At 64.6% G+C, this 21324-nt stretch carries 28 protein-coding genes and 1 pseudogene; 16 read left to right on the forward strand and 13 right to left on the reverse strand.

All coding sequences use genetic code 11. The features are described from left to right. Nucleotides 1-209 precede the first annotated feature (209 nt). Complete coding sequence (locus SG26_RS09515) at nucleotides 210-440, forward strand: hypothetical protein (RefSeq protein ID WP_008311264.1); 231 nt, start codon at nucleotides 210-212, stop codon at nucleotides 438-440. A 136-nt stretch (nucleotides 441-576) separates the two neighbouring features. On the opposite strand, the pseudogene ribB reads toward SG26_RS09515, so the two are convergent. The 5 genes and pseudogenes from ribB to SG26_RS21595 all read right to left on the reverse strand — a co-directional run bounded on the left by ribB (nucleotide 577) and on the right by SG26_RS21595 (nucleotide 4120). Further along, nucleotides 577-1250, reverse strand: a pseudogene (gene ribB, locus SG26_RS09520) (3,4-dihydroxy-2-butanone-4-phosphate synthase). Continuing rightward, entirely contained in the window at nucleotides 1237-1935 is a 699-nt protein-coding gene (locus tag SG26_RS09525; RefSeq protein ID WP_008311261.1) for a DUF120 domain-containing protein, read from the reverse strand. Before SG26_RS09525 ends, ribB begins: the two are co-directional and overlap by 14 nt. 265 nt (nucleotides 1936-2200) lie before the next feature. Then, complete coding sequence (locus SG26_RS09530) at nucleotides 2201-2605, reverse strand: hypothetical protein (protein ID WP_023843095.1); 405 nt, start codon at nucleotides 2603-2605, stop codon at nucleotides 2201-2203. 314 nt (nucleotides 2606-2919) lie between these two features. Next, entirely contained in the window at nucleotides 2920-3900 is a 981-nt protein-coding gene (gene twy1 / locus SG26_RS09535) for a 4-demethylwyosine synthase TYW1 (protein WP_044951627.1), read from the reverse strand. Nucleotides 3901-3982: 82 nt separating this feature from the next. Further along, nucleotides 3983-4120: a hypothetical protein gene (locus SG26_RS21595; RefSeq protein ID WP_004964745.1), complete on the reverse strand. Its 138-nt coding sequence runs from the start codon at nucleotides 4118-4120 to the stop codon at nucleotides 3983-3985. 144 nt (nucleotides 4121-4264) lie between these two features. Between SG26_RS21595 and SG26_RS09540 the strand changes: the two genes are divergently transcribed. Beyond that, on the forward strand, nucleotides 4265-4432 hold the full coding sequence (locus SG26_RS09540; protein ID WP_014039328.1) for a zinc ribbon domain-containing protein: 168 nt from the start codon (nucleotides 4265-4267) through the stop codon (nucleotides 4430-4432). Nucleotides 4433-4457: 25 nt separating this feature from the next. On the opposite strand, the gene SG26_RS09545 is transcribed toward SG26_RS09540, so the two are convergent. Beyond that, on the reverse strand, nucleotides 4458-5030 hold the full coding sequence (locus SG26_RS09545) for a peroxidase-related enzyme (RefSeq protein ID WP_014039329.1): 573 nt from the start codon (nucleotides 5028-5030) through the stop codon (nucleotides 4458-4460). Nucleotides 5031-5178: 148 nt separating this feature from the next. Between SG26_RS09545 and SG26_RS09550 the strand changes: the two genes are divergently transcribed. Further along, a complete protein-coding gene (locus SG26_RS09550) occupies nucleotides 5179-5652 on the forward strand; it encodes a DUF6789 family protein (protein WP_050037459.1) in 474 nt (157 codons plus the stop codon). Between the two features lie 32 nt (nucleotides 5653-5684). On the opposite strand, the gene SG26_RS09555 is transcribed toward SG26_RS09550, so the two are convergent. Beyond that, nucleotides 5685-6209, reverse strand: a complete 525-nt coding sequence (locus tag SG26_RS09555; protein WP_014039331.1) for a helix-turn-helix domain-containing protein — start codon at nucleotides 6207-6209, stop codon at nucleotides 5685-5687. A gap of 145 nt (nucleotides 6210-6354) precedes the next feature. On the opposite strand from SG26_RS09555, the gene SG26_RS09560 reads away from it, so the two are divergent. The 6 genes from SG26_RS09560 to SG26_RS09585 all read left to right on the forward strand — a co-directional run bounded on the left by SG26_RS09560 (nucleotide 6355) and on the right by SG26_RS09585 (nucleotide 10536). Next, nucleotides 6355-6729, forward strand: coding sequence for a NifU family protein (locus SG26_RS09560; RefSeq protein ID WP_014039332.1), 375 nt, complete (start codon nucleotides 6355-6357; stop codon nucleotides 6727-6729). A 160-nt stretch (nucleotides 6730-6889) separates the two neighbouring features. Continuing rightward, nucleotides 6890-7435, forward strand: a complete 546-nt coding sequence (locus SG26_RS09565; protein ID WP_050037460.1) for a CDP-2,3-bis-(O-geranylgeranyl)-sn-glycerol synthase — start codon at nucleotides 6890-6892, stop codon at nucleotides 7433-7435. 52 nt (nucleotides 7436-7487) lie between these two features. Next, the gene (locus tag SG26_RS09570) at nucleotides 7488-7760 is read left to right on the forward strand and encodes a hypothetical protein (RefSeq protein ID WP_050037461.1); all 273 of its coding nucleotides are present in this window, start codon (nucleotides 7488-7490) and stop codon (nucleotides 7758-7760) included. Between the two features lie 75 nt (nucleotides 7761-7835). Then, nucleotides 7836-8990, forward strand: a complete 1155-nt coding sequence (gene hemC / locus SG26_RS09575; protein ID WP_050037462.1) for a hydroxymethylbilane synthase — start codon at nucleotides 7836-7838, stop codon at nucleotides 8988-8990. Then, on the forward strand, nucleotides 8987-9748 hold the full coding sequence (gene cobA, locus SG26_RS09580; protein ID WP_014039336.1) for a uroporphyrinogen-III C-methyltransferase: 762 nt from the start codon (nucleotides 8987-8989) through the stop codon (nucleotides 9746-9748). Before hemC ends, cobA begins: the two co-directional genes overlap by 4 nt. Beyond that, nucleotides 9748-10536, forward strand: a complete 789-nt coding sequence (locus SG26_RS09585; protein ID WP_014039337.1) for a uroporphyrinogen-III synthase — start codon at nucleotides 9748-9750, stop codon at nucleotides 10534-10536. Before cobA ends, SG26_RS09585 begins: the two co-directional genes overlap by 1 nt. Nucleotides 10537-10572: 36 nt before the next feature. Here the strand turns inward: SG26_RS09585 and SG26_RS09590 are convergent, their stop codons facing one another. Beyond that, nucleotides 10573-11298: a PspA/IM30 family protein gene (locus SG26_RS09590; RefSeq protein ID WP_050037463.1), complete on the reverse strand. Its 726-nt coding sequence runs from the start codon at nucleotides 11296-11298 to the stop codon at nucleotides 10573-10575. Between the two features lie 216 nt (nucleotides 11299-11514). On the opposite strand from SG26_RS09590, the gene SG26_RS09595 reads away from it, so the two are divergent. From SG26_RS09595 to SG26_RS09615, 5 genes are all read left to right on the forward strand, one after another. Further along, nucleotides 11515-11769 carry a hypothetical protein gene (locus SG26_RS09595; protein WP_050037464.1) on the forward strand — a complete coding sequence of 85 codons (255 nt, stop codon included), beginning with the start codon at nucleotides 11515-11517 and terminating at the stop codon, nucleotides 11767-11769. Nucleotides 11770-11773: 4 nt separating this feature from the next. Then, complete coding sequence (locus SG26_RS09600; protein ID WP_014039340.1) at nucleotides 11774-12319, forward strand: hypothetical protein; 546 nt, start codon at nucleotides 11774-11776, stop codon at nucleotides 12317-12319. Between the two features lie 75 nt (nucleotides 12320-12394). Beyond that, a complete protein-coding gene (locus SG26_RS09605) occupies nucleotides 12395-13858 on the forward strand; it encodes a DHH family phosphoesterase (protein WP_014039341.1) in 1464 nt (487 codons plus the stop codon). A gap of 95 nt (nucleotides 13859-13953) precedes the next feature. Beyond that, a complete protein-coding gene (locus SG26_RS09610) occupies nucleotides 13954-14187 on the forward strand; it encodes a hypothetical protein (protein ID WP_014039342.1) in 234 nt (77 codons plus the stop codon). A gap of 123 nt (nucleotides 14188-14310) precedes the next feature. Next, entirely contained in the window at nucleotides 14311-14628 is a 318-nt protein-coding gene (locus SG26_RS09615) for a DUF5783 family protein (protein ID WP_014039343.1), read from the forward strand. A gap of 78 nt (nucleotides 14629-14706) precedes the next feature. On the opposite strand, the gene SG26_RS09620 is transcribed toward SG26_RS09615, so the two are convergent. Beyond that, nucleotides 14707-15783, reverse strand: a complete 1077-nt coding sequence (locus SG26_RS09620; RefSeq protein ID WP_050037465.1) for a DUF4350 domain-containing protein — start codon at nucleotides 15781-15783, stop codon at nucleotides 14707-14709. Between the two features lies 1 nt (nucleotide 15784). After that, complete coding sequence (locus tag SG26_RS09625) at nucleotides 15785-16711, reverse strand: S49 family peptidase (RefSeq protein ID WP_014039345.1); 927 nt, start codon at nucleotides 16709-16711, stop codon at nucleotides 15785-15787. A gap of 123 nt (nucleotides 16712-16834) precedes the next feature. Between SG26_RS09625 and SG26_RS09630 the strand changes: the two genes are divergently transcribed. Then, the gene (locus tag SG26_RS09630; RefSeq protein WP_050037466.1) at nucleotides 16835-18844 is read left to right on the forward strand and encodes a heme-binding protein; all 2010 of its coding nucleotides are present in this window, start codon (nucleotides 16835-16837) and stop codon (nucleotides 18842-18844) included. A 19-nt stretch (nucleotides 18845-18863) separates the two neighbouring features. On the opposite strand, the gene SG26_RS09635 is transcribed toward SG26_RS09630, so the two are convergent. Then, nucleotides 18864-19625 carry a trans-aconitate 2-methyltransferase gene (locus tag SG26_RS09635; RefSeq protein ID WP_050037467.1) on the reverse strand — a complete coding sequence of 254 codons (762 nt, stop codon included), beginning with the start codon at nucleotides 19623-19625 and terminating at the stop codon, nucleotides 18864-18866. Nucleotides 19626-19682: 57 nt separating this feature from the next. Further along, nucleotides 19683-20111, reverse strand: a complete 429-nt coding sequence (locus SG26_RS09640) for an iron-sulfur cluster assembly scaffold protein (RefSeq protein ID WP_014039348.1) — start codon at nucleotides 20109-20111, stop codon at nucleotides 19683-19685. Between the two features lie 159 nt (nucleotides 20112-20270). Here SG26_RS09640 and SG26_RS09645 point away from each other — a divergent pair, with 159 nt between their 5' ends. Beyond that, complete coding sequence (locus tag SG26_RS09645; protein WP_023843100.1) at nucleotides 20271-20747, forward strand: dual specificity protein phosphatase family protein; 477 nt, start codon at nucleotides 20271-20273, stop codon at nucleotides 20745-20747. 24 nt (nucleotides 20748-20771) lie between these two features. Here SG26_RS09645 and SG26_RS09650 read toward each other — a convergent pair whose 3' ends face one another. Beyond that, entirely contained in the window at nucleotides 20772-21311 is a 540-nt protein-coding gene (locus tag SG26_RS09650) for a cupin domain-containing protein (RefSeq protein WP_050037468.1), read from the reverse strand. Nucleotides 21312-21324: the final 13 nt, after the last annotated feature.

Below are 21324 nucleotides of genomic sequence, written 5' to 3' on the forward strand. Positions count from 1 at the left end.
GACCCCTCCGGTGAGTTGACAGTCGCGATGCCCGCGGGTGATGCCTCCTGCTGTCTCGTCGTGTGTCATATCTACCCCATTGATTCCCTTGGTTAAGAGTGTTGACGATACCCCCGCGGGTCAGGGTCGTGTTGTCTCGTACGGCCAGTACGGAGCACTGCCCCGGCGAGCACAAACGCTTTAGTGGAATCTGGCCGTCCGCACCGCACATGTCCTCCCTGAAGCGGTCGCTCCACCGCAGCGTCGCTGTCCTGTTGCTTCCGCTGGGCCTGCTCCTGATTCAGGCCGAGGTCATCACGCGAAATCTCTCCGGCGTCGTCGAATCACCGGTGCCCGGGCTCTCTCGGGCCGTGGGTATCGCTTTGTTCACTGGAGCGACGCTGTACCTCGTCGCCAGCGGTCTCAGACAACTTGCAGCGGCGGCGGATACTCCATTCTGACTCGCAAACCGGTCCAGTCCCGTGATTGCTGGAAATAAACACTGGCTGTCTGCTTCCCACACTGTCGGACGTTGCTCTCTCAATAATTCTGCGGCACGGAGTGGTGACTACTCTGTCTCAGCTACAGCCACCAGTATCAGTCGAATCGCTCTAGCAGGCTGGCACCTTCGACGTACACAAGCCCTTCGCGGTCGGCGTAGGCCCGCGCTGCTGCCGGGGGCAGCGCTGCGCCCGTCTCATCGTCCAGCATCTCACAGACGACGGCGGCCGCTGGCAGGTCGGCCGCGTCGGCGAGTTCGAGCGCGAGTTCGGTGTGGCCCTCGCGGTCGGCCAGGCCGTCCGGGGCTGCCCGGAGGAGGTGGACGTGGCCCGGCGACCGGAACGCCTCGCTGAACGCCTCTGGGTCGGGGTCCGTCGCGGCGGCAGCCAACTCTCGGATCGTCAGTGAGCGGTCGTCGTCGGTGATCCCGGTGAACGTGTCGCGGTGGTTCACCGTCAGCGAGAACGAGGAGCGCTCGTCGTAGGCGAGGTCGTGGTCGGCCGCCGTCGGATGGTCGAGGACCTCCTGCATGAACGGCAGTTCCAGCGCCTCGGCGACGCGGTCCGAGAGCGCGACGCAGACGAGGCCCCGGCGTCGTTGCGCATCCGGGCGACGGCGTCGGGGCTGACGGCCCCGGCCGGGTAGACGAGGTCGGTCTCACCTTCGCGGTCGGCGGCGTCGTGGATCAGCACCGGCTCGCCGCGGGCGAAGGCGGCGACGGCGTCGGCCACGCTGTCGGCGTCAACGGCGGTTTCCTCACTCCGAGACATGCACGATCACCTCGTCACCGTCGGCCAGTTCCAGCACCTCGCGGAGCTTCTCGGGCGCGATTACTTCGAGTTGCTCCTCGCCGTGGTGGGTCCGCTCGGGGGCGATGACGTGGGCCGGCTCGTACTCGCCATCGCTCCCTTCTATCGAGGCGGGGTAGCAGTACGCGGGACCGTACGTCCGCTCGTCGTCTTCCCACCCCTCGATGGTGACCGGTTCGATGGCGCTCATCCGCGCTCGCTTGCGGACGCTCTCGGCCGTGAGTTCGAGGTTGAGCGTGCCCGCGAACGGCTCGTACCCCAGTCGCTCGATGAACTGCTCCATGTAGCCCGGCAGCGTGATGTAGTGTCGTCCCTCTCCCATCCCCGAGGTGACGACGCCGGTCAGGTCGACGCTGGCGTCGGACTCGAAGATCCGCCGGTAGTCGGCGTACTCCGACTGGAGGCGGCGTTCACCGTCCCCGGTCAGTTCGACCTCTTGCCCGTCGCTGACGATGTCCCGGGCCAGTAGCCCGGCGTCTTCGAGCCGCTGGAGCCGCCGCGAGGCGGTCTGGTTCGAGGCGTCCAGCCGTTCCGCGAGATCGGCACAGGACACCTTTGCCGACTCATCGAGCGCACCGTCGAGGGCGAGCAGTTTCAGCGTCGCCAGTTCGTCCCGACCGACGCCCTGTCCCGTTGATTCAGCCATGCATTGCAGTAGGGATTCCCGCCGGATAAGCATACCGAAGGTGGAATGCATTCCACTTTTGGAACGGAGAAAAACTGGTACGGGGTTGGTAGCAGAAGCGCGTCTTACCGTTTCTACTGGATACAATTCAAGCCGCTGCCTAACACGTTCGGCCCTATCACACTGCTGTGATAGATGATAAGACGCGGCTGGGAGACACTGGTCGAAAATGCATCATGAGACCGCGAAACCGGGTATCGGCCCCGATTCGTTTCGATTGGGCTATTCAGAGGCTGCCTTCGAGCAACGAGACAATGGACTCTGTCCGTTTGTCGACTTTGTCCATGTTGGTGCATGGCTCTTTATCAACCGTGAGGACTCCATCGCTGTAGTTGATCTCACCAGTCATCCCTGCGACGTTCTTGAACACGACCGACTCCAGCTCTGCTTCAAGCGCTTCCCGCCCCAATTTGTCGCTACAGATTGCCTCGAAGGCACTGATTGTCGGTAGAAAATAGACTTTCGTCCACCCTTCGAACCAGAGCTCTTCGTTGACTCTCTCGTCGATAAGTGATTCCCACTGGATATCGAGATCGACCTCAAAACCCGCTGCGTCGTCAATTGAATCCTTTAGCGACGGCATTTCTTCTTCCTGAAACTCCTTTACTTTTCGCTTACTTTTTAGATCCATTAATATTCACGCGATTGAAAATACGCCCCCTTATGTATTTAATACTATTCTTTCGGACTACGATCTTTCACTACGAGTGGCACTCCTGAGTGGTGTCTGGCCAGTTCTTTCCACTCCTACGCAAACTCGAAAAGAGCGCTCTCGATAGGACAGAATCAAACCCACCGGTTCCATTCCTCTGGATCTGTAAGAACAAGCGGATTAACCGCTATTCAACGGAGCAGGCGAAAAAGCGACTGCCTTCGCTCACGGTTTCGCTGTTCGCATTGTGGTCCCACTCCGCTCGACTTGCGTCCCGATGTCGTACATGGCACTCAGTACTCGACGAGCGAATCCTGCTCCCAGAACTCGCTCGACTTCTCCAGTTTCGGAACCCATGTGTTCTCGTCCTCGGCGAGCATCGCCACGCGGGAGTCTTCGACCTCCTTCAGCACGTCGTGGTCGGGGAGGTACTCGCCCATCTCTCGTGTGAACTCCCGGACCTCGCTGTGGTCGGGCATCGAGTCGCGGTCGAGACGGCCCCGCGAGTGGCCGACGTGCATGTACGCCTTCATCTCGACGAAGTCCGCATCGGCCCGGTCACACATCGCCGCGTACCACTCGGGGTGGTGCATGTTGTGGCCTTTGACCAGCGTCGTCCGGATGACGGTGCGGGTGTCGTCTTTCTCGGCCAGTACGTCCAGCGTGTCGATGAGCGAGTCCCAGGCGTCGTCCTCCATCGCCTGCACCGTCGAGTCGAACGTCTGGCGGTCGGCGGCGTCGACGGAGACGTACAGTTGCGTGGGGTCACACCGCTCCAGCATCTCCGTGTTGGTCCCGTTGGAGACGAGGAAGGTGGTGATGTCGCGGTCGTGGAACTCCTCGATGAGTTCCGGCAGGTGCGGGTAGAGCGTGGGTTCGCCGTCCAGCGAGATGGCGACGTGGCGCGGTTCCATCGCCTGGTCGAACACCTCGCGCGGGACTTCATCGTTGCCCCCGAAGCCCGACAACAGTTTCCGCTGGAGTTCCACGGAGGCGTCGGCGACCGCCGCGGGGTCGTCCCACTCCACGTCGCCGAGTTCGTAGGCGTGGCCGGCGTGGTCCCGCCAGCAGAACACGCACCGCTCGTTGCATTTCACGACCGGCGTCATCTGGATGCAGCGGTGGGACTCGATACCGTAGAAGATGTACTTGTAACACTTCCCTTCGCCGCGAAGGGCGTTTTTCGTCCAGCCGCAGGTCTGGGCGGCCGTGTGGTTCTCGCTGTGGTAGGCCGGGTCCGAGACCTGCTTCGGACCGCCGTCGGCGTCACTCATTGCTGTCGGCTTCAACAGCCAGCGGCAAAAACTCCCGGATGTTGCGCGTCAGTCACGATACGCTCGGACCGCGTGTGGCAACTTACGTCAGCTTGACGATGGGGTTGCTCATGTGGTGGCCGACGACGTTGCCGTTCTCCATGATCCGGTCGTAGCCATCGTCGTCAACTTCGATTCGGGTTTCGCTGTCCTTCTGCATCAGATAGAGTGTTTTGTTCATACACCTGTGGATGCCCCTGATAGGCAAGACCAGAACTACTAGGTGTATAGATACGCGCTGTGATGTATGCTATATGTATCAAATCCCGGCGGAGATGTATCTCAGCCGGAAGATTTTGGGGGCTCCGGATAGTGAGTACATAGTATGGGTGTGCTTGACACGGTCTCCGAGCTGTTCGGCTCCGGGGACCAGCACTACCGGTTCCGCTGTGACGACTGCGGGACCGAGTTCGCACAGCGCGTGGCGACAGTCGAGGACCTGACCTGTCCGGAGTGTGGCGCTGGGGCGGTGCGGCCGGCCGAAGCGGCGTGAGGTTGGGGTGCCACTAAGCCCCGAGTCAGCGGCCCAGATCGTAGAACTCGTCGTTCGGACGGATGTCGGCGAGCTGTGCCAGCCGGTTCGAGAGGTTGAAGAAGGCGGCGACGCTGCCGATGTCCCAGATCGCGCGGCGGCTGTAGCCGTGGTCCTCCAGCCGTTCGAGGTCTGCGTCCTCGATACGGGCGGGCGATTCTGTCAGCTTCACCGCGAAATCCAGCATCGCCTTGTGCGTCTCGTTGATGTCCGCAGTTCGGTGGTTCGCGGCGACCTGCTCGGCGAGCTTGGGTGCGTCGGCGTAAATACGCAGCAGCGCACCGTGGGCGACGATACAGTAGAGGCAGTCGTTGACGCCGCTGACGGCGACGATTATCATCTCGACTTCCTCGCGTTCCAGCGCCGTCTGCTCGACCAGCGCGTCGTGGTACGCGAAAAAGGCCCGGAAGTGCGAGGGACGATAGGCCATCGCCGGGAAGATGTTCGGCGTGAAGCCGGCGCGTTCGGTCTCCTCTTCGATGCGTTCCTGCAGGTCTTCGGGGAGGTCGTCGATGTCGGGGGTTTCGAACCGAGCCATCACTGTGTCGGAGTCTGCCATACCACACGTCCGTCCGGCCGCGGCTTGAAAGTTAGCTGCCTGTCTGGCCATGGCTGGCGAGAGCTGCTGTATAGTTCTTCCGGGGACGTGGCACGAGGTCGAACAGCCACGCCGGCTCTTTTGCTAGGCGGCGCGACCGTTCGTATGCATGTCAACGACGACAGAGACGACACAGACGTACGACGTCAGTACCGGCAACTGGAAAGCCGGCGTGCTCGGCGGTATCGCCGGGAGCGCCGTGATGGGTGCCTTGATTCTCGTGATGAACACCGCGACGCTCGCCGTCGCAATCCCGTCCCTGTACGGGCTCGCGCCGCCGCCGAGCCCAGCGGCTGGCCTCGTCGTCCACCTCTCCCATGGGGCCGTGATGGGTGTGATGTTCGCCGGGCTAGCGCGGGTCCTCAATCTGGAATCGTCCGGCAAACTGCTTGGGCTCGGCGTCGGCTGGGGCGTCGCCACCTGGGTGCTCTTTGCCGCGCTTCTGATGCCAGTCTGGCTCGGTGCGGTCGGCTCGCCGGCCTCCCCGCCGTTCCCGAACTTCGCGCCGCCGTCGCTGCTGTGGCACGTCGTCTACGGGGGCGTCCTCGCGGTCGTTTACGCCGTGACCGCGGACCGCATCTGAGATCGGCCGTACCTGAGCCGTCGCGGTCGCCGCTACTGCTCCTGAAACACGGTCCACTGTCGCTCGTCGGTTCTGGCGTCGGCTATCGCCTCGACCTTCTCGCGCTGCAGGTCGTCCAACTGCGCAGTCGCCAGCCGAATCCACGACAGGAACTCCCCGCGGAGCCGCTCACGCACTACTTCAGGCGGCTGTGGCGTGTAGACGTACACATGCCCGCCCTCCGGCCTGATTCGCCGGCGCTTCTCGACGACGCCGAACTCCGCGAGATGGTTGAGATGGCGCGCGACGACGCTCCGGTCGTAACCGATCTGTTCGGCCAGTGCTGCCACGGTCAACTCACCGCCCTCCATCACGCAGAGACAGACGTCCAGCTCGGTACCGGACATCTCGAAGACGGTCTGCAGCAGGGTTTCGAGCGACGGCTCGCTGACCGCCGCGTCCGTCGCCTCGGTCGCCGCCATCGGCTGGCCACAGCACTCCGGCCGGTTCTCGCCGATACCGATGCCGCCGCAGGTCGCACACTCGAACAGTCGCGGTTCGTCGGCGGAGGGTGTCATACGACGGGCTACTCACCCCGCCGGTAGAAGCTTCAGGTATGGTCGGAGTAACTACGGGCGGGTGCCGGCGGGTCGCGGTTTCTCGCCCGTCATATAGATGTTAGTCCAAAGGTCTAAGCCCTCCCGGGACGGAATACAATTCACTATGAGCACTGACACAGAGGACGCCAACGACCTGCGCGAGCGAATCACGAACTTCCTGCGTCGCAACTTCCCCCAGATCCAGATGCACGGCGGGAGCGCGGCCATCGAGGAGATCGACCGCGAGGAAGGCAGCGTCACGATCCGCCTCGGCGGCGCCTGTTCCGGCTGTGGCATCTCACCGATGACCATCCAGGCCATCAAGACGCGCATGACCAAGGAGATCCCGGAGATCAACGAGGTCACCGCGCGCACCGGGATGGAACAGCAGGAAGGGATGTCCGGCGGCAGCGGCGGCATGAGCCCCTCGTTCCCCGGCGAGTCCCGCGGCGGCGACGTCGGCGGCGACGAAGACGAAGGCCCCGAAGCGCCGTTCTGAGGCCAGCTCTCGATCTTTTTTAGATTCGTGGCTAGCCGCAGGTGTGGAAGCGTCTCTGTGAGTCGCCGTCTCTGGCTCGTCGCATCCGAACCAGCGCAAGCAACCATCACTGCAGCAGCGAGTCACACAGATTAAGACGACGGGGCCAGACGGCGGGGATATGGAGACGGTCGATACGGTCGTTTGGGCGCTGTGGGCGATGTTGCCGGCGTACATCCCGAACAACGCCGCGGTACTCGCTGGCGGTGGCAGACCGATAGACGGCGGTCGGACCTGGGGCGGGCGGCGGGTGCTCGGCGACGGCAAGACCTGGCGCGGGACACTGATCGGAACCGCCGCCGGGACACTGCTCGCGCTCGGACTGACACAGGCCGCGCCCAGCGTGAGCGCCGCCCTGGGAACCGACCTCCCGACGTTTCCGCTCCGTGCGGGGCTTGGACTCGCCTTCGGCGCGATGCTCGGGGACATCGGCGCGTCATTCCTCAAACGCCGGACGGGCCGCGAGCGCGGCGCCGCGTTCCCCGGACTGGATCAACTGGATTTCGTCGTCGGGGCGTTGCTCTGTGCGCTTGTGGCCGCGCCGTCGTGGTTCACCGAGACGTTCACGCTCCCGGCGCTGGTCGTCGTTGTCGTCGCGACGCCGGTGTTACACGTCGTCACCAACGGCATCGCCTACCTGCTCGGCCTGAAAAACGAGCCCTGGTAACTCGCAACCGTCTCCCCCAGAGCTACATATCCGGCGCACCGATCCGCTCCCGATGGCCCTGACTAATCCCCTCCCGACCGTCGAACGCGGCCCTTCGGTCCTGAAACGCGCGACGGTCACCGGCGTGGTCTGTACGGCGCTATTCCTGCCGACCATGTACGTGCTCTTGCACGCGTACGTGGTCCTCACGGTAAGCGTCGGTCCCGTCCACACGCTCAACAGACTGATCGACTTCGCCCTCGTCGCCGGCGGTTTGACGACGTTCGTCGCGGGGTTCGTTTCGCAGGTCGTGTTCCAGGCTGTCCTCGCCGAGTCGACTCGCTAACGACTTCGACTCGATCCCGGTCCAGTGAACCGACGAAGAAGTGTGTTTTTACGCGCTGACCGAGGAGTGTCGGGTATGACAACACGCGGGGAGACACTGCAACTGGCGACGCGGGGCTCGGACCTCGCGTTGCGCCAGGCGGCGACGGTCCGGGATTCGCTGAGCAGTCGCCGGCTGTCGGTCGAACTCGTCGAGGTGGAGACGACGGGCGACCAGATACGGGATGAACTCATCCACCGACTGGGCAAGACCGGCGCGTTCGTTCGCAGCCTCGACGAGAAGGTGCTCGACGGCGAACTGGACGCGGCGGTCCACTCGATGAAGGACATGCCGACCGAACGGCCCGAGCGCCTCGTCGTCGCGGCGGTCCCCGAGCGGGCCGCTGCCGAGGACGTGCTGGTGACGCCGGATGGCCGCTCGCTCGATGAACTGCCGGAGGGGGCAATCGTCGGCACGTCGAGCCTGCGACGCAAGGCGCAGTTGCTCGCCGAGCGCGACGACCTCACTGTGGAACCGCTCCGGGGCAACGTCGACACGCGCATCGCGAAACTGCTGGCTCCGTCGCTCCAGCAGGAACATCAAGAGCGCCACGAGGCCGAACAGGAGCGGAAGGGCAACGCTGGCGACCCCGACACTGACGAAGAAGAAGAACACCCCTACGACCGCACGGTCGAGGAGTGGTTCGACGACCTCACCGAGTTCGAACGGCGGGCGATGGAGCGGGACCCGGACGTCGAGTACGACGCCATCGTGCTGGCGAAGGCCGGCCTCCACCGGGCCGGCCTCACGCGTTACGTCGGCATGTCCGACCTCGACCCAGACCGGTTCGTGCCGGCCCCGGGGCAGGGCGCGCTGGCGGTGACCGCCGTCGACGGCGACCTCGCGCTGGACATCAAAGACCGGCTGGACGACCCCCAGACGCGCGTCGAGACGACCGTCGAACGGACGATTCTCGAAGAGCTCGGCGGCGGCTGTGTCGCGCCCATCGGCGTCCACGCCCACCTGGAAGGCGGTGTCGTCCACACGCGGGTGCGCGTACTCTCACAGGACGGCACCGAGGAGGTCTCGGTCGGCCGCGACATCCCGGCCGAGTACCACATTGACGCGGCACAGGACCTCGCAGCGGAACTCGCCGAACAGGGCGCTGACGACCTCATCGCCGAGGCCAAGCGGGACTCGACGGAGGCAGACGACGACGCTTCGACGGCGCGGGAGGAAGACGAGGAATGACGGACGCTGCACCCGGCAAGGTGTATCTGGTCGGCTCCGGTCCCGGCGACCCGGACCTGCTGACAGTCAAGGCAAAGCGCCTGCTGGAGGAGGCCGACGTGGTGTTGCACGACAAGCTCCCCGGCCCCGAAATCATCGGGATGATTCCCGAGGAGAAACGCGAAGACGTGGGCAAACGCGCCGGCGGCGAGTGGACGCCCCAGGAGTACACTAACGCCCGACTGGTCGAACTCGCCGAGGAGGGTAACACCGTTGTCCGACTGAAAGGCGGCGACTCGATGGTGTTTGGCCGCGGCGGCGAAGAACTGGCCCATCTCGCGGAGAACGGAATTCCCGTCGAGATCGTTCCGGGAATTACGAGCGCTATCGCCGGCCCCGAAGCCGCCGGGATTCCGGTCACGCACCGTGATTACACGTCTTCAGTCTCCTTTGTCACCGGCCACGAGGACCCGACGAAGGACGAATCGGCCGTCGACTGGGAGGCCCTGGCCGCGACCGGCGGCACGCTCGTCGTCCTGATGGGCGTCGGCAAACTGCCGCAGTACACCGAGGCCCTGCGCGAGACGGGGATGGACCCCGATACGCCGGTCGCCCTCGTCGAACGTGCCACTTGGCCGGACCAGCAAGTCGCTACCGGGACGCTCGACAGTATCGTCTCGGTCCGCGATGAGGCCGATATCGAACCCCCCGCGATCACCGTCATCGGCGAGGTGGCCGGCGAGCGCGAGCGGGTGGTGGAGTTCCTGGAGGGGTACTGATGCGCGAGGAACCGCGCCTCCGCGTGGCTGCCTTCAGGCCTGCCGACGACCGCCTCGATAGCGCGGTCGAACTGCTGGAATCGCTCGGCGCCGACCCGGTCCCGGACCCGATGCTGGCGGTCGAACCAGCGGCGGCCGGCGACACCGACGGTGACGGCGACGACGGCCCGGTCACGCCGCGCACCGACGCCGACTACGTCGTCCTGACCAGCAAGACCGGCGTCGAACTCGCCGCCGAAGCCGGCTGGGACCCCGGCGAGGCGACGGTGTGTGCCATCGGCCAGTCGACCGCCGAGGCGCTTCACGAGGCCGGCTACGGCGTCGACATCATCCCCGCGGAGTACTCTTCGACGGGACTCGTCGAAACGCTGTCCGGGGCGGTGGCCGGCACAAGAGTCGAAGTCGCCCGGTCGGACCACGGCTCTGCGGTGCTGACTGACGGGCTGGAGGCTGCCGGCGCGTACGTCCACGAAACCGTGCTGTACCGGCTGGTCCGGCCAGCGGGATCGGGCGAGTCCGCGGACTTGGCGGCCACCGGGGACCTCGACGCGGCGCTGTTTACCTCCTCGCTCACGGTCGAGCACTTCCTCGATGCGGCCGCGGAGCGCGGCGTCCGCGAGGCCGCCATCGACGGGCTGAACGAGGCTACCGTCGGCGCGATCGGCGAGCCGACGCGGGAGACGGCCGAAAACGCCGGCATCTCGGTCGACGTCGTCCCCGACCAGGCCGACTTCGAGGCGCTGGCCTGCGAGGCCGTCGAGGCGGCGGCCCCGACACACTACGAGTAACGAGACTCGGACGGCGGTTTCGGCGTTTCTTCGGAGCTATTCTGCGGCCTCTTCGACGGCCTCGCGCTCGTCCATCTCGGCCCGCAGCGTCGCCAGTTCGTTCTCGACGGCCCGCTCGCTGGAGAGCCGGTCGAGTTCCTGGTCGATGGAGTCACCGTCGTCGAGTACCGATTCGAGCTGGCCGCTTTCTTCGAGTTCTTCGAGCGCGGCCGCGCGCGCCTCCATCTGCTCCGTGCGCTCAGTCGCCCGCTCGATGGAGCGGTGCACGTCGGCCATCGTGTCGCCAGCGCCGGTAAACGCCTCCGAAACCCGCGCCGACGCCTCGGCGGCCTGATAGCGGGCTTTCATCGTCTCTTTTTTCGTCCGGAACTGCTCTATCTGGCTGCTCAGTTCGGCCCGCTTGCCGACCAGTCGGTCCTGTGTCTCCTGTAAATCGTCTATCTGACCCGTCAGCTCCGTTATCTGGCTGACGTTCACCTGCTTCTTCTCAAGCGCCCGGCGCGCGAGGTCGTCGCGCCCCTCCTGCAGGGCGGCCCGGGCCTGTGTGTCGTGTTTCTCGACGTTCGACCGCAACCGGGTTCGGTGTATCTCCAGCCGTTTCTTCTGGGTCGTCACGTCGGCGATACCGCGGGTCACGTCCTGCAGTTCGTCCCGCATCTGTTCGTATGAGTAGTCAAGTTCCGCCGCCGGGTCCGAAGTCCGACTGAGCAGGGCGTTGAGCTTGGCGCGGATGGCGAACGCGAACCGTTGGAGCAGACTCATCGGGATTGCTCCGGTCGGACAGGAACTCGAAGCGATACCGACTGCGGCTCGGTCGTGACAACACTCATGTCACCTCGTATGACTGTAGCCATTATAATAACAGGGTATTACTCGATTTAATACGGGGTTAATCGGCTAAAACGACGGAAATCCGCGGTTATTCGAGCTTACCGTCTGACTACTTGATGGGGTGCCGGAATCAATCGATGGACGACGATGACACGAACCCTACTGCGCACGGTCGGCACGCTGGTGCTCGCGCTGACACTCTTCACAGCGGCGGCCGCGGCTGCGCCCGCGGTGGACGGTGACGACGGGACGAACGCCGTCGGCCCGCCCGGCGGTCTCCCGGATCAGGTCCCTGACTTTGTGACAACGATCATCGAAGCGATTCAGGAGTTCCTCGCCGGTGGGAGCGACGACAGCCCCGGCTCGGGCGTGAGTGGGGCGGCGACAGGGGCCGGGACGTAGACCGATGAACGGAAAGCTGCTCGCCGTCGGCGGCGCTGTCGTGCTCCTGCTCGCGGGTGTCGGCGGCGCGTTCGTCGCCGGCCTCGGCCCGTTCCAGGCGGAAAGCAGCGGGCAGGACCTCTCGGAGTTCCCGACGGAGACGCCTGATAGCGATACCGCCAGCACCGAGGACGGAACCAATGCTGACGGCGGCGCGGCCAGTACCCCGCCGTTTGCGTTCACCGTCGATTCCATCGAGGAGTGTGGCCAGACCTGTCGTGACGTGACTTCCACGCTGACGAATCAGCAGAACAGTACGGCGGCGGAAATCACCGTCTACACGCGGATTTACGCCGGGAACTCCACCGACGACGGTGACGTGGTCTGGGAGGGCTCCGAGGACGTGGGGACGCTCGAAGCTGACGAGTCCTACACCACGACCCGGCGCGTCGACCTGTCGTTCCGCGACGCCTACGCTATCGAACAGGCGGACGGCTGGATAACCATCCGGACGACTGTCGAGACGGCCGACCGGACCGTCACGCTCAGCGACCAGCGGAAGGTCGCCTGACGGGGCAGGCCGCTCCGGGACGACTGACTGCGCGTCTGAACGTTTTTATGCCGGAGCGCACCTATCCTCGGTACGATGACTACGACCGGCCCCGTTCCAGCGCTCGCCGACCGCGCGGCCGCCTGCGCCGACCGACTCCGGGCGGCCGACCGCGTGTTGCTGGCCTCCCACATCGACGCCGACGGGCTGACCAGCGCCGCCATCGCCACCGCGGCGCTGTCGCGGGCCGGCATCCCCGTCGAGACCGTGTTCAAGAAGCAACTCGACGCCGCTGAGATCGAGAGCATCGCGGCTCGGGAGTACGACACCGTGCTGTTCACGGACTTCGGGTCCGGCCAGCTCGACGTGATCTCCGAACACGTCGCCGCGGGCAACTTTGAGGCGATCATTGCCGACCATCACCAGCCGTCGGCCCCGGACGACTGCCACTCCGACGCGGTCGTCGACACCGACGGCTACGCCGACTTCGAGACGCATCTCAATCCGCTACTCGAAGGTATCAACGGCGCGTCGGAGCTCTCGGGTGCAGGCGCAGCGTACGTCCTTGCCCGCGCGCTCTCGACCGGGGAGACTGACAACCGCGACCTCGCCGCGCTGGCGGTCGTCGGCGCAGTCGGGGACATGCAGGCCGTCGGCGGGGAACTCGTCGGAGCCAACGCCGGTCTCGTCGAGGAGGGCATCGCCGCCGACGTGCTGGAGGAGGGCACCGACCTCTCGCTGTATGGCAAACAGACCCGACCGCTGCCGAAGCTACTTGAGTACGCCACGGAAGTTCCGATTCCAGGGATTTCGAACGATCAGGCCGGCGCGACGCGGTTCCTCGAAGGCCTCGGTCTGGACCTGAAAGCCGATGGAGACTGGCGGACGTGGGCGGACCTCTCCGACGACGAGCGCCAGACCGTCGCCAGCGGGCTGGTCCAGCGTGCCGTCGAGCGCGGCGTCCCGGCGGACAAGATCGAGACGCTCATCGGCACGACCTACACGCTGACTGCGGAACCGCGCGGCACGGAACTCCGGGATGCGAGCGAGTTCTCGACGCTCCTGAACGCCACGGCCCGCTACGAACGAGCGGACGTGGGACTGGCGGTCTGTCTCGGCGAGCGCGACGCACCGCTGGAGCGGGCGCGGACACTGCTGTCGAACCACCGCCGGAACCTCTCGGAGGGACTCACGCTCGTCAAGGAGCGCGGCGTCACCCAGGCCGGGACCGTCCAGTGGTTCGACGCCGGTGACGCCATCCGCGAGACCATCGTCGGCATCGTCGCCGGGATGGCGCTGGGGACCGACGGCGTCGATTCGGACAAGCCAATCATCGCCTTTGCCAGCACCGACGAGGACGAGACGAAAGTGTCCTCGCGGGCGACCGGCCCGCTGGTCGGCCGAGGCGTGGACCTCTCGGTCGTGATGCGCGACGCCGCCCAGGCCGTCGGCGGCGATGGCGGCGGGCACGACATCGCGGCGGGCGCGACTATCCCGACCGGCGAGGAATCGGCGTTCATCGAGGCGGCCGACGAGATTATCAGCGAGCAAGTCTCGTAACCAAGCCGTCACAAACAGCGCGGTAGGGTGACTGACGACGCTGCCACCAGTATCAGCAATAAAAGCTATACGTCCGCTTCTCCGAACACCCCACGATGGACTCTCGGGGCCTGTTCGATATCGCGCTCGTCGTCGTCGCCGGCCTGTTAGCCTACACTGAGACGTTCGGCTTCGCGAATCCGCGGACGACGCTGCAAGAGATTATCGCAGCTATCGCCAGGCTGGACATCCGTGTCTTTCTCGTCCTGGGTGGCATCTTCGGCATCTGCTTCGTCGCGTATCTCACGATGTATCTCCCCCAGAAGGACGCACGCACGATACAACGGTGATACTGTCGGCCGTAACTATGTCTGGATAGTCGCCACCCCTGGGAGGCGAAATTCGTCACAGACGTACAGCCGACAGTATGAACATCGGGCCATCTTTATCCCCAGCCCTGTACCGTTCTGACAATGACAGAGTTCGACCCCGAGAAGTTCGAGGACAAGTACGCGAACTACTTCCCGGAGCTCCAGAAGGCCTACAAGAACGCCTTCGAGCGGATGAACGACGCGTACGACTCAGAACTGGTCCACGCGATCGACCAGCAGGTCCTCAACGAGTCGGAGCCGTTCTACGAGGACGGCGAGTTCAGTGTCGAACTGCCGGAGAACCCGACCGAGCGGCTCTCGGCGATCATCGTCGACGACGAGAAACTCGACGCCGTGCTCTCCGAATACGTCGACGAGATCGAGCGCGAACTGCGCCGCGTCTTCGACATCGACGACTGACTGCACTCGCCGCGGTTCGGCAATTGCTGCGTTATTCCTGTTCTGCCGGTATCTCCGACGAGAGCGGGCGGTGACGCCCTACTGGTCGGCCCTCATGGTCTCGTTCGGTTCGGGCGCTGGGGTTGAATCCGGCTCGGACGGTAGTGCGCCGCCACCGCCCGTTCCGGCACCGGGGAGCGAGCCGCCAGGTCCGGACTCGCCGGAGTCTGCGGGCTGTGGTGCGTCTGCGGGTGATTTCTCGCCTGTAACGAGGAAGTCAAGCAGATTCCCGACTAACTGTTCGTTATCGGCCCGGTAGAGGAACTCCTGTGTGAATACGTTCGTGTCACCGACGGTGACGACGTTCCCCGAGCGGGCAACGACGCCGTACGTGTCCTGTCGCCGGGTCTTCGAGAGCGTTGTCTGTTCCGTCGTAGTGACCACGGTGTCGCCACCCTGAACGGGGAGTGCGGCGTAGAAGACCGTTCGGTCGACGCCCTCTGTGAGTTCCGTATCGCCCGTCGGCGTCGCGTAGACGTTCTGGTAGTTGGTGTCGTACTCGTGCATGTTGTACAGGTAGCCGTTCCCGTACGAGAGGCCGTACTGACTCGCCAGTGGGGCCATCGGCATGGTCACGCTATCGGAGCGAACCGGGCCGAACAGCCCCAGGCCGGCGGGACTCGCCTGTGACGGCTCGTTCAGCAAGAGCACGCGACCGCCTGCGTCGCTGAACGCGGTCAGACCGTTCATCTCACTCTCGGTGTAGCGCTGTTCCGCGCCGAGAACGACGAAGGCGTCAGCCGAACGCAGTGACTCGTTGAGCGGGCTTCCGCTCTGTCGCTCACCGACGTGGTAGCGTACCGTCGCTCCGTTCTCGGTCAGGGTCGATACGAGCGGTGTGAGCGCTTCGCGGTCGATGTCGCCGGCGTGAGCGACGTCGATAACGACGACCTTCCCGGACGCGTCAGCCGACATCGAGAGGTCACCGCTCTCGGCTGCCGGCGTCGCGACGGACTCGTCGCTGTTGAACGACGGGGCGTTCACCTGGGTTACATCGGGGGCCGCCTGACTGCCACCACCACCGCCGATTGCTACGGTGCCGACGACCGCCGAGAGGATGAGGATACCGACGAAGAATCCTGCTCGAACGACCGTACTTGAGCTATTGGCTGCCATTTCAGGCACCTCCCTGTGCGCTGCTGTTGTAGACGACTTGCTGATTTTCCGGCGTGCCGTATATCATGAGGAAGTGGACTGTGTCGACGCCCTGGAACGTGTACGGTGCGCCTTCGGCGGCGACGGTAGCGTTCCCACCGGCTTCACTCCCGCCACTGAGCAGGAACAGCCCCCGTGGGTCCGCGGGGTTGCGGTACACGACCTGATACTCCGAGAGGTCGGCGGCTTCGGCCGCGCCGGCTATCGCGGCTTCGAGTCCACCGACTTCGTCCGCATAGCCGGTCTGGACCGCGCGACCGCCCTGATAGGCTGACGCTTCAGCGACAGTCTCGCGGGACACGTTGAGCCTGTCACCGCGTTCGGTCATGACTGCCCCGACGAAGGCCCGCTTCATTGATTCGAGACTGGCGTAGTATTGGTCGCGCGTCATACCTCGATGGGCTTTGTCGGGTCCAGTGGTGGCGGCGGAGCTCAGACCGTCGCTCGGCGCGGTTCCGATGACGCCGACGTGGCCGACGAGACTGGCCGGCGTCACGTAGATGCGGTCGCTCGGGACCGCGGTGTAGTACGCGCCGGAAGCGGCGTACTGGTTCACACTCGTATACACCGGTTTTTCGGCCGAGAGCCGCTTGACCGCCAGATACATCGATTCACTGGCGGCGGCGCTTCCCCCTGGACTCGATACCCGGAGGACGACCGCTTCGACCGACTCGTTGCTGCGGAGTTCGCGGAGCTCCTGTATCGTGTCCTGTGAACTAGAGCCGGAGATTGTTTCGTCGATGTTCACTACAGCGACGTACTGTTCGTCACCCTCGGCGACCGACGCCGCATACGGCACGACGGCGGCACCAATGAGAATGGCGATAACCGCAAGTACCGTATATGATTGGAGGGCAGTTGCGACCCGTCTATCGATTGGGTTGTTCATGCGACAACATAGATTCGCTGTCACGTTAGCCTAATAAAAGCATAGCCTGAACTGCTGGGTCAGAAGTCGCCGGACCGGAACGACATGAGAAGTTTCCTTACTGTCGACCTGCAACTGATATCTATGGATCAACGAAAGCCGCCAGCCACGGAAGAGGGCTGGTACGCGCTGCACGATTGCCGGAGTATCGACTGGGACGCCTGGCGCGAGGCCCCCCAGCGAGTCCGCGACCGTGCGCTCTCGGAGGGGATCGGCTTCCTCGACGCGTACGAAGCCGTCGAAGACGCCGAGGAGGGACAGACGGCAGTGTACACCGTCATGGGTCACAAGGCGGACATCATGATCCTCCACCTGCGGCCGACGATGGGCGACCTCGACGCGGCCGAACGGCACTTCGAGCAGACGGAGTTCGCCGCCTTCACCGAACAGGAGTTCTCGTACGTCTCCGTGACGGAGGCCTCAGGCTACACCGAGAAGTCCCGTGAGTACTTCGAGGGCGAGGTCGACGACGACTCCGGGCTGGCCCAGTACATCCAGGCCCGGCTCCACCCCGATGTGCCCGACGACGAGTTCGTCTGCTTCTACCCGATGAGCAAGCGCCGCCAGCCCGACCAGAACTGGTACGACACGTCCTTCGAGGAGCGGGCGGCCCACATCAAACGCCACGGCGATATCGGCCGCACCTACGGCGGCGACGTGAACCAGATGATCGCCGGCTCCATCGGCTTCGACGACTGGGAGTGGGGCATCACGCTCTGGAGCGACGACATGCGCCACATCAAGGAGCTGCTGACCGAGATGCGCTTTGACCCCTCGACCTCGCAGTTCGCCGAGTTCGGCCCCTTCTACGTCGGCCGGCGGTTCGATCCCTCGGAGTTGCCGGCCGTGCTGGCCGGCCAGCGGGTGCCGACCGACGACGAGTCGGTTCCGGAGACGCCGGCGGACGTTGCGGAACACGAGCACGCTCCGACTGATGCCGGCGCGAGCCACAGCCACGCAGAAGAGCCGACGGCGAGCGACGCACAGGCCGGAGCACATGCCGGCGGGGACACCGATAGTCACGGCGGTGCCCACCCCGGCAGCGCCAGCGAGGGTGACCATCCGCATTCGGAGGAATCGTCCGACGGGGATGACTCGGGGTCGTCGGGTAGCTCGGGCGGCCGGCCGGACGTCTCGGCCGACTTCGAGGAGGTCGACGACGCCCCACAGCGGCTCGGTCGGCTGGGGCTTCACGAGGGCGACGCGTACGACGCCGGGGACTACGCGCTGGTGTTTCACTCCTCGGCGGATGCGGAGGACATCGTCGACGACGTGTCCGACCTCGAGAGCAGTTTCGACCACTACGACCGCCACGTCCGGACGGCCGTGCGCGCCGACAGCGGCCAGACCTACGTCGTCAGCATCTGGACGGCGAAAGACGCCGCCGAGACGGCGGCCGGGTTCCTGTCCGATATCGACGGCGTCGAGGAGCAACTCGGCGGCCCGCTCGGCGAGGGTGCCGAGAGTAGCGAGACCGAGGCCAACAGCGACGCCCAGACCGCCGAGTCGTCGCAGTCCATCCGCGAGTCGCTCGAGTCGGCGGGCGTCTACGCCGGGCAACCGCACGGTGAGGACGTGTACGCACTGGTCGTATACTCCGAAGCTGACGCCGAAACGCTCGACGAGGAAGTCGCAGACCTCCGGAGCGCGTTCGACCGCTACGACACCCACGTCCAGACGACGGTGTACGGCGACACCGACGGCGATGTCGCGGCTGTCGCGTCGCTGTGGGACACCGAAGACGCCGCCCAGACCGCCAGCGACTACCTCACCGACCTGCCCGGTGTCGTCGGCCGCCACGGCGAGGGCGACGGGTTCGGGACGATGGGGATGTTCTACACGGTCAAGCCTGAGTACCACGACGACTTCGTCGAGAAGTTCGACACTGTCGGCGGCCTGCTCGAAGAGATGGACGGCCACCGCGAGACCTCGCTGCTGTTCAACCACGACGACGCGAACGACATGTTCATCGCGAGCCAGTGGGACTCACAGGAGGATGCGATGGCGTTCTTCCGCTCGGACGACTTCTCGGAGACGGTCGACTGGGGTCGCGACGTACTGGCTGACCGACCGCGGCACGTCTTCCTGGCCTGAATCAGAGGCCAACTGTTCGTTAGTGACTGGCGACGAACCGCAGCCGCCGGTAGTCGACGGTCCACGTCTCAGTCTCGGTGTCGTATAACGTCGGTCGCAGCCGGTCCTCGATACTGTCCAGAACGGCTCCGTGGTCGCGTTCGGGGACCGGAGCCAGCACCGAATCGCCGAACATTTCGAGCCATTCTCTCAAGCCCGCGCTACCGCCTTCAAGCGGTGTCGGACGGTCAAACAGCCACGCTGCGGTGACCTCCAGTCCGTGCGCTTCGAGACGCGACGTGTACTCGCCGAGGCTCGGGAAATACCACGGGTTCCCGGTCTCGTAGCCCCGTTCGGCGAGTACCGAACGGACCGCTGTTTCGACCTGTGAGACGTTCCCCTGGCCGCCAAGTTCCGCGACGAAGCGACCGCCTTCGTCCAAGGCCTCGGCGACCATCGACAACACGGCGTCGTGGTCGTCGCTGGGTATCCAGTGCAGTGCGGCGTTCGAGAAGACAGCGTCGAACGTGCCGGGGTCGTAGTCCCGGGCGTCGGCGACCTCGAACGTCAGGTCGGGGTACTGCTCGCGAGCCTGAGCGACCATCTCTTCGGCGGCGTCGATGCCGACCACAGCCGCACCCCGGTCGGCGATTTCGGCCGTCAGGTGGCCCGTGCCACAGCCGATATCGAGGACGCGCTCGCTCGGCTGCGCGTCCAGCAACTCGACCACGTCCGCTCCGTACTCGGCGACAAAGCTGTGTCCCCCGTCGTAGTCGTCGGGGTCCCACTCGTTTTCCGGCATTGACTGGGCTATCGCCCGAGTGGAATGAAAAGCGTACTGTCGGTGTGTGATTCCGTCTCAGTCGTCGTCTTCGGTCGTCGTCCGGTCGATGTCCTTCTCGCCGAAGTAGATCTCCGCTCCGTCCTGGGCCACCTTCTCGGCGAGGACGGCACATTTCACCCGCATCGGCGAGATGTCGACGCCGAGCATCTCTGTGATGTCGTCACGGTCCATCGCTTCCAGGTCCTCGACCGCCATCCCAGCTAGCTCCTGTGAAAGCATCGACGCCGAAGCCTGAGAGATGGCACAGCCGTCGCCCTGGAAGGCGACCCGCTCGATGGTCTCCTCGCTCTCGTCGAGGACGACATCCATCCGTATCTCGTCGCCGCACATCGGGTTCTCGCCGATGTGGGTAAACGTCGGGTCCTCGATCTCCCCGTAGTTCCGCGGGTTCTTGTAGTGATCGAGGATCTGCTGCCGGTACATGTCCGAGCCACCGATACCCATAATTGAACTATGATACGGCTGTCAGTCGGAAAAGCGTTCCGAGGTATCGGTTCGCATGTATTTTCCTTCGCCAGGGACCGCCCCGACGGTCTGTGAGCACTGACCGACGCTCTCCCGTCAGTAGGCAGTATTTACTATCGCAGCTCGTTCTGTCAACACATGGGGCAGAACGACGCTTCGGCTTCTACCGACTGTGCTGTCCGACCCGTGGGGTTCGTCAGCGATGCGCCGGTAATCCGACAGATTGGCGACCGGTCGCTGTATCTCGGAAACAAACACGCGGCACGACCCGAGACACACGACCAGTCCTTCGATTACGTGCTTTCAGCGACGAGCGAGGCGTACCCGCTCACGACCGCCCACCATCCGCTCACTGACGGCCCGGGGAACGAGTGGGCGGCGTTCGAGGCGGCCGTCGATACCGCCCGGCGCTTCGTCCGAGCGGACGGTCCGGCACTGATTCACTGCAAGGCTGGCGTCTCCCGGAGTTCGACGCTGCTTGCGACGGCCATCGCCGCCGAGGAGGACCGCCCGCTCTCGAACGCGCTGGCGGCTGTACAGGAGGCCCGGCCGATTGCGACGCCGAACCCCGCTCTCTATGAGCTAGCTGTCATTTACCTCGCTGCGGACCCGTGATTTCCCGATACGTACCTATTGGACCTACTCCGTGACGGCGTTCTCGTCTTTCGTGACGACTTCGTCGCGGACTTGGTCGACCCACAGCGCAACCGGCCAGTCCTCTGTCTGGTACGGCTCATTCCCTTCGAGCAATTCGAGGCGTCCGACCGAGTCCGACGGCATTGCGACCAGTCCCTCGTGACTGGTTTCTCCCACAGATTCTATCTTGTGTCGTGCCCCACCGGGTAGATAGACGAACTCGCGTCGTTCAGCCCGGATTACTTGCTCGCTTCCGTCTTCGCGTTTCAGCGTGTATCTGGCGGCACCATCGAGGCACAGACACACCTCGTCGAAACTGGGTGCGTGCGTGTGCCAGTCAATGACCGCGCCAGGGTCCATCTCGAAGTACAGCAACTTGAATTCGTTCGTGATACACACCGGGTACGTCCGGATGTCGTCCCCACCCTGCTCGAAGTGGCTGGCGTCGTCGAGCGACACCTTGTACATCGTTTGATCGGGAAGGTGCGTGTAATCGAGGGCTTCCGGCGTCAGCGGCCGCTCCGCTTCATCGGTATCAGTCATTGTTCCGCCGAAA

The organism is Haloarcula sp. CBA1115 (genome assembly GCF_000827835.1).
GTDB classification, from domain to species: Archaea; Halobacteriota; Halobacteria; order Halobacteriales; family Haloarculaceae; genus Haloarcula; species Haloarcula hispanica.

Excerpts from the sequence above, each read along its gene's own strand:
- SG26_RS09515 (WP_008311264.1), top strand. The coding sequence starts at position 210 with ATGTCCTCCCTGAAGCGGTCGCTCCACCGCAGCGTCGCTGTCCTGTTG.
- SG26_RS09525 (WP_008311261.1), bottom strand. The coding sequence starts at position 1,935 with ATGGCTGAATCAACGGGACAGGGCGTCGGTCGGGACGAACTGGCGACG.
- SG26_RS09530 (WP_023843095.1), bottom strand. The coding sequence starts at position 2,605 with ATGGATCTAAAAAGTAAGCGAAAAGTAAAGGAGTTTCAGGAAGAAGAA.
- twy1 (WP_044951627.1), bottom strand. The coding sequence starts at position 3,900 with ATGAGTGACGCCGACGGCGGTCCGAAGCAGGTCTCGGACCCGGCCTAC.
- SG26_RS21595 (WP_004964745.1), bottom strand. The coding sequence starts at position 4,120 with ATGAACAAAACACTCTATCTGATGCAGAAGGACAGCGAAACCCGAATC.
- SG26_RS09540 (WP_014039328.1), top strand. The coding sequence starts at position 4,265 with ATGGGTGTGCTTGACACGGTCTCCGAGCTGTTCGGCTCCGGGGACCAG.
- SG26_RS09545 (WP_014039329.1), bottom strand. The coding sequence starts at position 5,030 with ATGGCAGACTCCGACACAGTGATGGCTCGGTTCGAAACCCCCGACATC.
- SG26_RS09550 (WP_050037459.1), top strand. The coding sequence starts at position 5,179 with ATGTCAACGACGACAGAGACGACACAGACGTACGACGTCAGTACCGGC.
- SG26_RS09555 (WP_014039331.1), bottom strand. The coding sequence starts at position 6,209 with ATGACACCCTCCGCCGACGAACCGCGACTGTTCGAGTGTGCGACCTGC.
- SG26_RS09560 (WP_014039332.1), top strand. The coding sequence starts at position 6,355 with ATGAGCACTGACACAGAGGACGCCAACGACCTGCGCGAGCGAATCACG.
- SG26_RS09565 (WP_050037460.1), top strand. The coding sequence starts at position 6,890 with ATGGAGACGGTCGATACGGTCGTTTGGGCGCTGTGGGCGATGTTGCCG.
- SG26_RS09570 (WP_050037461.1), top strand. The coding sequence starts at position 7,488 with ATGGCCCTGACTAATCCCCTCCCGACCGTCGAACGCGGCCCTTCGGTC.
- hemC (WP_050037462.1), top strand. The coding sequence starts at position 7,836 with ATGACAACACGCGGGGAGACACTGCAACTGGCGACGCGGGGCTCGGAC.
- cobA (WP_014039336.1), top strand. The coding sequence starts at position 8,987 with ATGACGGACGCTGCACCCGGCAAGGTGTATCTGGTCGGCTCCGGTCCC.
- SG26_RS09585 (WP_014039337.1), top strand. The coding sequence starts at position 9,748 with ATGCGCGAGGAACCGCGCCTCCGCGTGGCTGCCTTCAGGCCTGCCGAC.
- SG26_RS09590 (WP_050037463.1), bottom strand. The coding sequence starts at position 11,298 with ATGAGTCTGCTCCAACGGTTCGCGTTCGCCATCCGCGCCAAGCTCAAC.
- SG26_RS09595 (WP_050037464.1), top strand. The coding sequence starts at position 11,515 with ATGACACGAACCCTACTGCGCACGGTCGGCACGCTGGTGCTCGCGCTG.
- SG26_RS09600 (WP_014039340.1), top strand. The coding sequence starts at position 11,774 with ATGAACGGAAAGCTGCTCGCCGTCGGCGGCGCTGTCGTGCTCCTGCTC.
- SG26_RS09605 (WP_014039341.1), top strand. The coding sequence starts at position 12,395 with ATGACTACGACCGGCCCCGTTCCAGCGCTCGCCGACCGCGCGGCCGCC.
- SG26_RS09610 (WP_014039342.1), top strand. The coding sequence starts at position 13,954 with ATGGACTCTCGGGGCCTGTTCGATATCGCGCTCGTCGTCGTCGCCGGC.
- SG26_RS09615 (WP_014039343.1), top strand. The coding sequence starts at position 14,311 with ATGACAGAGTTCGACCCCGAGAAGTTCGAGGACAAGTACGCGAACTAC.
- SG26_RS09620 (WP_050037465.1), bottom strand. The coding sequence starts at position 15,783 with ATGGCAGCCAATAGCTCAAGTACGGTCGTTCGAGCAGGATTCTTCGTC.
- SG26_RS09625 (WP_014039345.1), bottom strand. The coding sequence starts at position 16,711 with ATGAACAACCCAATCGATAGACGGGTCGCAACTGCCCTCCAATCATAT.
- SG26_RS09630 (WP_050037466.1), top strand. The coding sequence starts at position 16,835 with ATGGATCAACGAAAGCCGCCAGCCACGGAAGAGGGCTGGTACGCGCTG.
- SG26_RS09635 (WP_050037467.1), bottom strand. The coding sequence starts at position 19,625 with ATGCCGGAAAACGAGTGGGACCCCGACGACTACGACGGGGGACACAGC.
- SG26_RS09640 (WP_014039348.1), bottom strand. The coding sequence starts at position 20,111 with ATGGGTATCGGTGGCTCGGACATGTACCGGCAGCAGATCCTCGATCAC.
- SG26_RS09645 (WP_023843100.1), top strand. The coding sequence starts at position 20,271 with ATGGGGCAGAACGACGCTTCGGCTTCTACCGACTGTGCTGTCCGACCC.
- SG26_RS09650 (WP_050037468.1), bottom strand. The coding sequence starts at position 21,311 with ATGACTGATACCGATGAAGCGGAGCGGCCGCTGACGCCGGAAGCCCTC.